11 protein-coding genes and 1 pseudogene are annotated in these 10832 nt (G+C 70.2%); 6 read left to right on the plus strand and 6 right to left on the minus strand.

The features are described 5' to 3' along the window. Nucleotides 1–48: 48 nt before the first annotated feature. Nucleotides 49–855, plus strand: a complete 807-nt coding sequence (locus ABZX02_RS35420) for an intradiol ring-cleavage dioxygenase (protein ID WP_355305002.1) — start codon at nucleotides 49–51, stop codon at nucleotides 853–855. On the opposite strand, the gene ABZX02_RS35425 is transcribed toward ABZX02_RS35420, so the two are convergent. Continuing rightward, a complete protein-coding gene (locus ABZX02_RS35425) occupies nucleotides 829–2088 on the minus strand; it encodes a PucR family transcriptional regulator (protein ID WP_355305004.1) in 1260 nt (419 codons plus the stop codon). The two genes, ABZX02_RS35420 and ABZX02_RS35425, sit on opposite strands and share 27 nt — an antisense overlap. Nucleotides 2089–2169: 81 nt before the next feature. Between ABZX02_RS35425 and gabT the strand changes: the two genes are divergently transcribed. The 4 genes and pseudogenes from gabT to ABZX02_RS35445 all read left to right on the plus strand — a co-directional run bounded on the left by gabT (nucleotide 2170) and on the right by ABZX02_RS35445 (nucleotide 6698). Next, nucleotides 2170–3453: a 4-aminobutyrate--2-oxoglutarate transaminase gene (gabT, locus tag ABZX02_RS35430; RefSeq protein WP_355305006.1), complete on the plus strand. Its 1284-nt coding sequence runs from the start codon at nucleotides 2170–2172 to the stop codon at nucleotides 3451–3453. A gap of 17 nt (nucleotides 3454–3470) precedes the next feature. Beyond that, nucleotides 3471–4760: pseudogene (locus ABZX02_RS35435) on the plus strand (aldehyde dehydrogenase family protein); the annotation flags it as partial. Between the two features lie 55 nt (nucleotides 4761–4815). After that, a complete protein-coding gene (locus tag ABZX02_RS35440; RefSeq protein WP_355305008.1) occupies nucleotides 4816–5772 on the plus strand; it encodes a LacI family DNA-binding transcriptional regulator in 957 nt (318 codons plus the stop codon). A 407-nt stretch (nucleotides 5773–6179) separates the two neighbouring features. Next, nucleotides 6180–6698: a CAP family protein gene (locus tag ABZX02_RS35445; RefSeq protein WP_355305010.1), complete on the plus strand. Its 519-nt coding sequence runs from the start codon at nucleotides 6180–6182 to the stop codon at nucleotides 6696–6698. Between the two features lie 9 nt (nucleotides 6699–6707). Here ABZX02_RS35445 and ABZX02_RS35450 read toward each other — a convergent pair whose 3' ends face one another. After that, on the minus strand, nucleotides 6708–7202 hold the full coding sequence (locus ABZX02_RS35450) for a hypothetical protein (RefSeq protein WP_355305012.1): 495 nt from the start codon (nucleotides 7200–7202) through the stop codon (nucleotides 6708–6710). A 115-nt stretch (nucleotides 7203–7317) separates the two neighbouring features. Between ABZX02_RS35450 and ABZX02_RS35455 the strand changes: the two genes are divergently transcribed. Beyond that, nucleotides 7318–8640 (plus strand): amino acid permease, encoded by a 1323-nt coding sequence (locus tag ABZX02_RS35455; RefSeq protein ID WP_355305014.1) that lies wholly within the window; start codon nucleotides 7318–7320, stop codon nucleotides 8638–8640. Between the two features lie 3 nt (nucleotides 8641–8643). Here ABZX02_RS35455 and ABZX02_RS35460 read toward each other — a convergent pair whose 3' ends face one another. The 4 genes from ABZX02_RS35460 to ABZX02_RS35475 all read right to left on the minus strand — a co-directional run bounded on the left by ABZX02_RS35460 (nucleotide 8644) and on the right by ABZX02_RS35475 (nucleotide 10680). Continuing rightward, nucleotides 8644–9171, minus strand: a complete 528-nt coding sequence (locus ABZX02_RS35460) for a hypothetical protein (protein WP_355305016.1) — start codon at nucleotides 9169–9171, stop codon at nucleotides 8644–8646. Nucleotides 9172–9315: 144 nt separating this feature from the next. After that, the gene (locus tag ABZX02_RS35465) at nucleotides 9316–9573 is read right to left on the minus strand and encodes a helix-turn-helix transcriptional regulator (protein WP_285630610.1); all 258 of its coding nucleotides are present in this window, start codon (nucleotides 9571–9573) and stop codon (nucleotides 9316–9318) included. 326 nt (nucleotides 9574–9899) lie between these two features. Further along, entirely contained in the window at nucleotides 9900–10523 is a 624-nt protein-coding gene (locus ABZX02_RS35470; RefSeq protein ID WP_355305018.1) for a UdgX family uracil-DNA binding protein, read from the minus strand. Continuing rightward, entirely contained in the window at nucleotides 10501–10680 is a 180-nt protein-coding gene (locus ABZX02_RS35475) for a CsbD family protein (protein WP_355305020.1), read from the minus strand. The genes ABZX02_RS35470 and ABZX02_RS35475 overlap by 23 nt, the downstream gene beginning before the upstream one ends. Nucleotides 10681–10832 lie beyond the last annotated feature (152 nt).

Raw genomic sequence — 10832 nt, forward strand, 5'->3', positions numbered from 1 at the left:
ACAGGTTCCGCTCAGGCGGTTCACAGAAAAGTGCCGCAATCTGAGTCCATGACGGACAACCACGACCGCGGCCTCCAGTACGACCTCGCCACGCTCATCGGCCGCCGCCGGGCGTTGTCGCTGCTCGGCGGCGCCGGCCTCACCCTCGTGGCCTGCGCCCCGTCGACCACCACGACGTCCCAGACCACGACCACCACCACGACGTCCGCCGCCGACGCCGCCGGCTCCCCGCTCGACGCGATCCCCGAGGAGACCGCCGGCCCCTACCCCGGCGACGGCTCCAACGGCCCGAACGCGTTGACGCAGAGCGGGATCGTGCGCTCGGACATCCGCTCCAGCTTCGGTTCCTCGACCCGCACGGCCGAGGGCGTGCGGCTGACCATCGACCTCACCGTGCAGAAGGAGGACGGGTCGGCGCTCGCGGGGGCCGCCGTCTACCTGTGGCACTGCGACATCAACGGCGACTACTCGATGTACTCGGACCGCGTGAAGGACGAGAACTTCCTTCGGGGCGTGCAGGAAGCGGACGCGAGCGGGAAGCTCCGGTTCGTCAGCGTGTTCCCCGGCGCGTACTCCGGGCGGTGGCCGCACATCCACTTCGAGGTCTACCCGAGCCTCGCCGAGGCGACCAAGGCCGGCAACAAGATCACGACCTCGCAGCTCGCGCTGCCCGAGACGACGTGCAAGGAGGTCTACGGCACGACCGGGTACACGCGGAGCGTGCAGAACATGTCGCGGACGTCCCTCAAGCAGGACATGGTGTTCCGCGACGGCGTCGACCACCAGATGGCGTCGATGTCGGGTGACGTCTCGTCCGGCTACACCGCCTCACTGACCTTCGCGGTGGAGGGCTAGCCACAGCTCCGCGCGCACGCCGGGCGAGTCGAGCGAGCGGCCCAGCGCCTGCTCGGCCCGGCGCACCCGGTTGCGCAGGGTGTGCCGGTGGACCGCGAGCTCGGCGGCCGCCGGGTCCCACGCGCCGTGGTGGCCGAGCCAGACGCGCAACGTCTCGCGGCTCTCGGCGTCGAGCGGTCTCAGCACCGCCTCCGCGAACCCGTCCGGCACCTCCAGCGAGCCGGCCAGGTCCTCGAAGCGGCGCACGCCCGCCTTGCGCGCCTGCTGCGCCTCGCGGTAGCCGCGCGCGACGCCGGAAACGTCCACTTCGGACGAACTCGGGCCGTCGAAGTCCGGTGCCAGCACGACGATCCGGCCCTCGTGCTCGGCCCAGAAGCCGTCGGCGGGCGGCTCGTCGGCGAGGAACACGCGGAAGCGCTCGGGCAGGCCGTCGACCGGGACACCGGCCAGCAGCAGGCGGAACTGGCCCGCGCGCAGCTCGCGGTGGGCGGCGTCGACCGCGTCGTTGCGGGCGAGGGCGAGGGTCAGCAGGGACGCGGCCGTGTTGACGATGCCGGGATCGGGCCGGGCCGCGCCGACGGCCAGGACACCGCGGTCGCGGCTGCCGAGCACCTGGAGGAAGACGTGCGCGCCGTCGAGCTCGAACGCGGCGCTGGCCAGCCCGCCCGCGGCCGTCAGGCGGGTGAGCTCGGCCGTGAGGTCCGGGACGCGGCGCGGGTGGTGGGCGTGCACCGGCCGACCGGCCGCGTCGAGGAGCACGACCCAGCCGTCGATCCACTGGCCGAGCCGGCGCACCACCCCGGCCACCCCGTCCCTCACGGCCGCGCGGCTCAACGCCCGCTGCGCCTCGCTCAGCCTCGTCAGCGCGGCGTACTCGTCCGCGGCGAGCGCCTTCGACACCGCCTTGCTGATCGCGATGAACGGCACCTCGCGCGGCACCTCCACCAGCCCGAGCCCGCACTTCCCCGCCGCCTCCACCACCGCGGCCGGGACCACGTCGTGGCTCAGCCCGGTGCCGAACCCCAACCCCACCACCCCGGCGCTGACCAGCCGCCGCACGTAGTCGCGGCCCACGCTGGCGAGTCCGGTCGTCAGCAGCAGCTCACCGCCCTCCAGGAACGGCGTGGGGTCCGCGAGCTCGGTGCCGTGCACCCACCCGACCGGCTTCGACACGTCGCCCGCGAGCACCGGCAGCCGGAGCGTCCGGGCGAGGTCGTGCAACGTGATGGGCATGTGCCACTTTGTACAACGCGAGCCCATCGGCACGCCATTTCAGACACTGCGCAGCGCGCTGACCAGGGCCATGCTGGGGACATGACCCGACTGCGCACCCCGATCCCCGGTCCCAGGTCCCTGGAGCTGCAGGCGCGGCGCCGGGGTGCCGTCGCCGCGGGTGTCGGCTCGACGCTGCCCGCCTTCATCGACTCCGCCGACGACGGCCTGCTGGTCGACGTCGACGGCAACCAGCTCATCGACCTCGGCTCCGGCATCGCCGTCACGAACGTCGGCAACCCCGCGCCCGCCGTGGCCGAGGCGGTGCACGCCCAGATCGACCGGTTCAGCCACACCTGTTTCATGATCACGCCGTACGAGGGGTACGTGGAGGTCTGCGAGCAGCTCAACGAGCTCACGCCCGGCGACCACGAGAAGCGGTCGGTGCTGTTCAACTCCGGTGCCGAGGCCGTCGAGAACGCGGTCAAGATCGCCCGGCACGTCACCGGCCGGCAGGCCGTCGTGGTGTTCGACCACGGCTACCACGGCCGCACGAACCTCACGATGGCGTTGACCGCCAAGAACATGCCGTACAAGCACCGGTTCGGCCCGTTCGCGCCCGAGGTCTACCGCGTCCCTGGCTCCTACCCGCTGCACGACGGTCTCACCGGTCCCGAGGCGGCGCAGCGCGCCATCGCCGCCATCGAGAAGCAGGTCGGCGCGGACAACACCGCCGCACTCGTGATCGAACCGGTCCAGGGCGAGGGCGGCTTCATCGCACCGGCGGACGGCTTCCTGCCCGCGCTCGCGCGGTGGTGCCGGGAGCGCGGCGTGCTGTTCGTCGCCGACGAGATCCAGACCGGCTTCTGCCGCACCGGCGAGTGGTTCGCCCTCGACCACGAGGGCGTGGTCCCCGACCTGATCACCACGGCCAAGGGCATCGCGGGTGGACTGCCGCTCGCCGCCGTCACCGGTCGCGCCGAGATCATGGACGCCGTGCACGTCGGCGGTCTCGGCGGTACCTACGGCGGCAACCCGGTGGCGTGCGCGGCGGCGCTCGGCGCGATCCGCACGATGCGCGAGCGCGACCTCAACGCGCGGGCGCGCCGCATCGCGGAGACCGTCCTGGCGCGGCTGCGGGCCGTCGCGGAGAAAACCGACGTCATCGCGGACGTCCGCGGCCGGGGCGCCATGCTCGCCGTCGAGTTCACCGACCGCACGCCGGACGTGGCGGCGCGCGTCGCGAAGGCCTGCCACGAACAGGGTGTCGTCGTGCTGACGTGCGGCACCTACGGCAACGTGATCCGTCTCCTGCCCCCTCTGGTGATCCCGGACGACCTGCTCGCCGAAGGACTCGACGTGCTCGAAGGAGCTCTGCTCGCATGACCGACTTCCACACCGCCGAAGACGTCGAGAACGCCGTCGCGAAGGCCCAGGCCGTCGCGCCCGAGCTCGCCGCACTGCCCGCCCACCGCCGTGCGTCCGCGCTGGATCACGTGTCGCGGCGCCTGGCCGAACGCGCCGAGGAGTTCGCGCGGGCCATCAACGAGGACTCGGGCAAGCCGCTCAAGTGGGCCCGCGTCGAGGTGACACGGGCGATCTCCACGTTCCGCTGGGCCGCCGAGGAGGCCCGCCGGTTCTCCGGCGAGCTGCAGCGCCTCGACACCGACCCGGCCGCCGAGGGCCGCCTCGCGCTCGTGCGGCGGGTGCCGCGCGGACCGGTGCTCGGCATCGCGCCGTTCAACTTCCCGCTGAACCTGGTGGCGCACAAGGTCGCGCCCGCGCTGGCCGTGGGCGCGCCGATCGTGCTGAAGCCCGCGCCCGCCACGCCGGAGGTGGCGTTCCTGCTCGGCGACGTGCTGGCCGAGACCGACCTGCCCGAGGGCGCGTTCGCGGTCCTGCACCTGTCCAATGAGGACACCGCGGCGCTCGTCGACGACCCGCGGCTGCCGGTGGTCTCGTTCACCGGCTCCGGCCCGGTCGGCTGGGGCATCAAGGACCGCGTGCCGCGCAAGCACGTCACGCTCGAGCTCGGCGGCAACGCGGCGGCGATCGTCGCGCCGGACTGGCAGGACGTCGAGTTCGCGGCACAGCGCATCGCCACGTTCGCGATGTACCAGGCGGGCCAGTCGTGCATCTCGGTGCAGCGCGTGTTCGTGCACACCGACCTGTACGACGCGGTGGCGGAGGCCGTCGTGCGGCACGTGGACAAGCTCGACGTGGCGGGCGACGTCGGTCCGCTGATCAACGACGCGGCGGCAGACCGGGTCGAGGCGTGGGTGCGGGAGGCCGGCGCCACCGTGCTGATCGGCGGCACCCGGGACGGCCGCACGTACGCACCCACCGTGCTCACCGACGTGCCCGAGGACTCGAAGGTGAACGCCGAGGAGGTCTTCGGCCCGGTCGTGACGCTGACCAGGGTCGGCAGTGTCGAGGAGGCCTTCGACCGGGTCAACGCGTCCCGGTACGGCCTGCAGGCGGGCGTGTTCACCACCGACGTGCGGCTCGCTTTCCGCGCGGCGCAACGGCTCCAGGTCGGCGGCGTGATCGTCGGCGACGTGCCGAGCTACCGCGCGGACCAGATGCCCTACGGCGGGGTGAAGGAGTCCGGCATCGGCCGCGAGGGCCTGCGCGCCGCCATGGACGACCTCACCGAGCAGCGCGTGCTGGTGCTGACCGGCCTGGAGCTCTGACCGGCAGCCCTCCGATGAATGGGTCGTTCTTGACCTTGACTGCCATGATGCACCCGTGGCGGTCACGATCAGGGATGTCGCTCTGCAGGCTCAGGTCTCCGTGTCGACGGTGTCGCGGGCGCTCAGCGCGCCGGGCCTCGTCAAGGAGGCCACCAGGCAACGGGTCCTGGACGTCGTCGCCGGGCTCGGCTACCAGCCGAACCGGGCGGCGCGCAGCCTGATCACCGGCCGCACCGGCAACCTCGGCATCGTGGTGCCCGACCTGCTCAACCCGTTCTTCCCCTCGATCCTGCGGGGCGTGCAGACGAAGGCAGGCGAGGCGGGCACCTCGGTGTTCTTCACCGACAGCCGGGAGGACCCGCAGACCGAGGCCGAGCTCGTGCGCACGATGGCGGCGCAGGTCGACGGCGTGGTGCTGTGCGCGTCGCTGCTGTCCGACGAGGCGATCGTCGACCTCGCCGCGGCGACCCCGCTGGTGCTGATCAACCGGATCGTGCCCGGCGTCTCGTCGGTGCTGATGGACAGCGCGTCCGGCATGGAGCAGGTGGTCGCGCACCTGGAGTCGTTGGGGCACCGGGACCACGTCTACCTCGGCGGGCCCGCGGCGGCGTGGTCGAACAACCGCAGGATGCAGGGCCTCGCGGGCCGCGCCCGGCTGCTCGGCTCGTTCGACCCGAACTTCGGCGGCGGCTACGCAGCGGCCGAGCAGGCGCTGCGGACCGGCGCGACGGCGTTCGTCTGCTACAACGACCTGATCGCGCTGGGCGCGCTCGCCTTCCTCGCCGAGCACGGCGTCAGGGTGCCGGAGCAGATCAGCGTGACGGGGTTCGACGACATCCTCTACGCGACGATGTGCCACCCCGCGCTGACCACGGTCCACATGCCGACCGAGGTGGCCGGAGAGGTGGCGGTCGACCTGCTCGCGTCCCTGCTCGACGGCGGTGAGCCGGAGCACCGGGAGCTCCCGACGACGCTCGTCGCCCGCGCCAGCACCGCGCCGCCGCGCGCCTGACGCATTTCCGGTCAAGAACGAACAACTCGCCCCAAAACCGCTCAGGCCGTGAGGGAGTCGCTTCGGGTGACTCCCTCACGCGGCCAATGAGCGAGTCCTAGTCGTACCCGCGAACGTGACCGTCTTCGTCGGCGAGAATGTCGTGCCCGTCCATGCCAAGCTCCTTCCGCTGGTGTCGACCTCATAAACCGTAGAGCCTCAGCAGCGTCCTGTGGAGTGAATTTGCACCGCAACCGGGGTAGCCGCAAGCAACTCAGAGCACTCGCAATGAGAACTTCACATCGCCTAGACCTCTGGTGATCTGAGTCACACCGCAAGGCTACACCACGACTACGCAGCGCCTATCAAGACGGCAGATTCGCCGGACAACCTTGCCCACCGTGCACCATTTGGGGGACAACAGCGTCATGCGTCAGATGCTCACCGTAATCGCTGTGGCGGCAGCCCTGGTGTTCCCCACTGCGCCTGCACAGGCCGCGGACCCCGTCACGAAGGCGGTGGAACTCGTCAACTCGTACCGCGCAATGCACAGGGTGACGCCCCTCTCCCTCGATTCCGAAGTGTCAAGAACGGCGCAAGAATGGGCGGACCACCTGCACGCGGAAAACCGTTTCGAACACCGCCCTGACAACGCGTACGGCGAGAACCTGTACAAGGCGGGGCGCACCAGGACAATCGATTCAGTGATCGTGAAAGCCCTGGAGGACTGGTACGGCGAATCGCGTCGTTACGATTACGCCGAAGAGATGACGCAGGCGAACCTCGACTACTCCGTGTTGCACTTCACCGCGATGGTCTGGAAGTCGTCGGACCGCATCGGCGTGGGACTGGCCCAGGGCCGCCACGGCACGTACGTGGTGCTGAACTTCGCGAAGCGGGGCAACACCCTCCACCAGTTCCGGGCGAACGTGCTGCCACCGGCCTGACCGGACCGGTCAGCGCGGCCCGGCCGTCTCCGTGACCGCCCGCAGCGCCGCCACCACGGCCGAGAACGGCGGCAGGAACGGCTTCGCGCCCGGCACGTCCCCGAGCCACCGCACGCCGCCCCCGTCGATCCGCGAGGGCGGCAACGGGACCAGCGTGCCCAGCCGGTGCGTCAGCGCGCCCCTGGCCCGCAACCGGATCAGGTTCACCTGCGACGCCTCGTCGGCGGACTCGGTCAGGACGAGCCACCGGCCGGGCATCCCGCTCACGGACGGCAGCAGCACCACCGGTCCGCCGAGCATCCGCACGGAGAGGTAGTCGTGCACCTCCCGGCCGATCCCCGCGGCCATCTCCACGGCGGACACGGTGTGGTCGGTGGTGAGCAGCACCCGGTTCTCCGACCGCAGCACCAGCCACCCCCACTTCGCGTACCGCTCGAGCGCGCCGGCGAACGTGTCGAGGCGGGGCAGGACTCCGGCGGGCAGTACTCCCTCAGGCGAGTTCATGGATCCCACCCTCACTGTCGCGGTGCGGTGTAACTCCGATCACACGATTTGACTCTCCGCCGCCATGAACTCACTATCGGGCCGCCAGCGGCACACTCGAACGGGGCTTGAAAGCGTGACTCACCTGCGGGAACGGCACGTCACCATGATCGCGCTGGGAGGCGTGATCGGAGCGGGGCTCTTCGTCGGGACAGGTGCCGGCATCGCGCTGGCCGGCCCGGCCGTCCTCCTCTCCTTCGGCCTCGCCGCGGTCCTGGCCCTGCTGGTGCTGCGCATGCTCGGGGAGATGGCCGCCGAGTACCCGAGCGGCGGCGCGTTCTCCGTGCACGCCGAGAAGGCGCTCGGCCCGTGGGCCGGGTTCACCGTCGGCTGGACGTACTGGGCCACCGTCGGCGTGGTGCTGGCCGTCGAGGCGACCGGTGCGGCCAAGATCGCGTCGGGCTGGCTGCCCGTGGTGCCGCAGTGGGCCTGGGTGCTGCTCTTCATGAGCGTGCTCACGGCCGTGAACCTCGCGAACGTCCGCAACTTCGGCGAGTTCGAGTTCTGGTTCGCGGGCTTGAAGGTGGCCGCGATCGTGCTCTTCCTCGCACTGGGCGTGGCGGCGATCGCCGGTCTGCTGCCGGGCGTCGACTCCCCCGGCGCGAGCAACCTGCGGGACTTCCTGCCGAACGGCTGGAGCGGCGTGATCGCCGCGTTCATGGCCACGGTGTTCGCGTTCGGCGGCCTGGAGGTCGTCACGATCGCCGCGGCCGACGCCGAGGACCCGAGGCAGGCCGTCAAGAAGGCCGTCCGGACGGCCCTGACCCGGCTGCTCGTCTTCTACCTCGGCTCGCTGGCCGTGGTCGTGACCCTGTTGCCGTGGAACGACTCCGAGGTCGGCGCCAGCCCGTACGTGGCGGTGCTGAACCGGATCGGGATCCCGGCGGCCGGGCAGATCATGAACGTCGTCATCTTCGTGGCGCTGCTCAGCGCCATCAACGCGACCCTCTACGGCGCCGCGCGCATGCTCAGCTCGCTCGCCGAGCGCGGCGAGGCACCGAAAGCGTTGCTGGACAAGAAGAACGGTGTGCCGCGCAACGCGGTGCTCGCGTCGACCGCGTTCGGCTTCTTCTCCGTGCTGCTCAACTACCTGTGGCCCGACACCGTGTTCCTGTTGCTGCTCAACGCGGTGGGCTCGGCGCTGCTCGTCGTGTGGGGGTTCATCGCCGTGTCCCAGATCCGGTTGCGGCGCACCATGACGAACCCGGCCGTGCCGATGTGGGGCTACCCGTACCTGTCGTGGCTGGCGCTGGCCGCGATCGCCGGGATCATCGTGCTGATGCTCAGCGACGAGCAGGCCCGCGGGCAGATCCTGTCCACGGGCGTGCTCGTCGCCGTCGTGGCGGCGGTGGCGCTCAGCCGGTCGGCCCTGCGCCTGCGCGGCCACGATCGAGCGTGACGGTCAGCCCGTCACGTTCTTGAGCCGGTACGGCTTGTACTTGCTGTCCTTCAGGCCGTAGGTGAGCGCGCGGTGGTCGGTGCCGTGGCTGCCGCGCTGCTCGTACGCCATGTACTGCGACCTGTCGGCCTTCGTCCACTTCTCGAAGATCACGACGTGGCGGAAGTCGTCGCCGGGTTCGTCGACCGGGTCGATGAACAGGTCGCCGGGTTTCAGGTCGGCGATCTTGATCGGCGTCGTGTACTTGCTGGTCGCGAGGGCGACCGTGTTCGGACCGCCCTTGGGATTTCCGTTGCCCAGGTTCGCAGCCATCGAGACATAGCCCGAACAATCCTGCCGGTACCCGTCCTTCCAGTACTTCGACATGCTGTACGGCACCTGTTTGCCGTTGTTCGCGGTCAGCCACACCGCCGCTCGTTTGAGCAACTCACCCCTGCTGATCTGCGCTTCTGCCGTGGCGGACGCCGTCGGCGCACCGACGAGGGTGAACGCGAACAACGCGGCGACCACTGCTGAAATGAATTTCACCATTTCCCCCTGCTTCGAGAAGTGCGAATCTCGCGACTCCACCGGAGCACGGGTCGGGAAGCGACGTCAAGGATCGTTCCGGAATCCGGCGACCGACTCAGACTTTCGTGGGAACGCCGGAGGAGAAATGCCCCACCATCGTGGGTATCAAGCCGAACGGCTCTGCGGCGCCAGCAGTTCGTTGATGGAATCGAGGGAGATCCCGAGAGCACCGGCGAGGGCGGCGATGGTGAAGAACGACGGCGTGGGCGCGCGTCCCGTCTCGATCTTGCGCACGGTCTCGGCGGAGAGACCGGCGCGCGCCGCGATCTCGACCATGCTCTCCTCGCCGCGGGCGTCCCTCAGCAACTGACCGAGCCGCCTGCCGCGCTCCCGTTCCAGTGACGTCAGGGGGATGCGCACCATGCCTGCGGATTCTACGCGAAACGCGGGCGCCGGGTGGCGTGAGAAAAGTCCGTTGCGAGGCCTGGCGATCGAGGCATAGGTTCGCAGTACACAAGAGAGGAGGTGGTCCCAAGTTGTATAGCTACAGGACTCGTGAGGTGGCTGTCCGCTAGGACCGCCTTTGGTGACGCCTAGTCGTAAACCCAGGCAGCCACCCGACCCCCGGACTTCGAGCGCTGGTCCCGCTCGGCCTGCTCGCGCAGGAGTCGTCCGGGGGTTGTCCCGTTTTCGGATCTCCGCGAGCGCCGTCGGCGGTATGCCTTTCCCCTGCCACCACAGGCGGGAGCTCAGGCCTTCCGCACGGCCTCGAGATCCGCGACGAACGCGTCGAAGGCCTCGCCGAAGTTCTCGGCCCGCACCACGGCCGACGGGTGCACCGTCACCCCGACCCGCAGCCCGTCGTGCTCCAGCACCTCACCCCGGTGCTCGGTCAGCTTGAACGACGGCCCCAGCAGCGCCTTGGCCGCCACCGACCCCAGCACGACGACCAACCGCGGCTTCACCACGCGGATCTCCTCGCGCAGCCACGGGAAGCACGCCACGACCTCGCTCCGCCGGGGCGTCTGGTGGATCCGGCGCTTGCCGCGCTCGGTGAACCGGAAATGCTTCACCGCGTTCGTGAGGTACGTCTTCGAGCGGTCGATGCCCGCCGCCGCGAACGCCTTGTCCAGCAACCGCCCGGCCGGGCCCACGAACACATGACCGTCGGTGTCCTCGCGGTCACCGGGGCACTCGCCGACCATCATCAGCCTCGCCGGCACCGGCCCCTCGCCGAACACGGTCTGCGTGGCGTCGTGGAAGAGGTCACACCCCCGGCACCCCTCCGCCGCCGAACGCAACGCCGCCCAGCTCTTCCCCTCGGGGACGAACTGGGCGGCGCCGTCAGTGTCACTTGGTGGACTTGAAGGCATCCTTGACCTTCTCGCCGGCCTGCTTGAGAGCTCCCTTGGCGCGCTCCGCGCGGCCCTCGGCCTGCCACTGCTGGTTGTCCGTGGCGTCACCGACGGCTTCCTTCGCGCGGCCCTTGAGCTCTTCGGCCTTGTTCTCGAACTTCTCATCGGCACCCATGCAACTCGGTTACCCGGCGAGCACCGATCGAAACCCTTGATAAGGTGATCACTCGCGGTTGAGAACCCAGCCGCAAGCCGGTGTGACGGCTTGCTCTGGGTGTGCCCGCCCTTCGCAACGCATCTCCAGAGCCCGTCGACACACCGGCATGC

The sequence above is a fragment of the Lentzea sp. NPDC003310 genome, assembly GCF_040610935.1.
Lineage (GTDB): Bacteria > Actinomycetota > Actinomycetes > Mycobacteriales > Pseudonocardiaceae > Lentzea.

What these genes read in the sequence shown, in the direction of transcription:
- ABZX02_RS35420 (WP_355305002.1), top strand. Translation starts at nt 49, where the DNA reads ATGACGGACAACCACGACCGCGGCCTCCAGTACGACCTCGCCACGCTC.
- ABZX02_RS35425 (WP_355305004.1), bottom strand. Translation starts at nt 2,088, where the DNA reads ATGCCCATCACGTTGCACGACCTCGCCCGGACGCTCCGGCTGCCGGTG.
- gabT (WP_355305006.1), top strand. Translation starts at nt 2,170, where the DNA reads ATGACCCGACTGCGCACCCCGATCCCCGGTCCCAGGTCCCTGGAGCTG.
- ABZX02_RS35445 (WP_355305010.1), top strand. Translation starts at nt 6,180, where the DNA reads ATGCGTCAGATGCTCACCGTAATCGCTGTGGCGGCAGCCCTGGTGTTC.
- ABZX02_RS35450 (WP_355305012.1), bottom strand. Translation starts at nt 7,202, where the DNA reads ATGAACTCGCCTGAGGGAGTACTGCCCGCCGGAGTCCTGCCCCGCCTC.
- ABZX02_RS35460 (WP_355305016.1), bottom strand. Translation starts at nt 9,171, where the DNA reads ATGGTGAAATTCATTTCAGCAGTGGTCGCCGCGTTGTTCGCGTTCACC.
- ABZX02_RS35465 (WP_285630610.1), bottom strand. Translation starts at nt 9,573, where the DNA reads ATGGTGCGCATCCCCCTGACGTCACTGGAACGGGAGCGCGGCAGGCGG.
- ABZX02_RS35470 (WP_355305018.1), bottom strand. Translation starts at nt 10,523, where the DNA reads ATGCCTTCAAGTCCACCAAGTGACACTGACGGCGCCGCCCAGTTCGTC.
- ABZX02_RS35475 (WP_355305020.1), bottom strand. Translation starts at nt 10,680, where the DNA reads ATGGGTGCCGATGAGAAGTTCGAGAACAAGGCCGAAGAGCTCAAGGGC.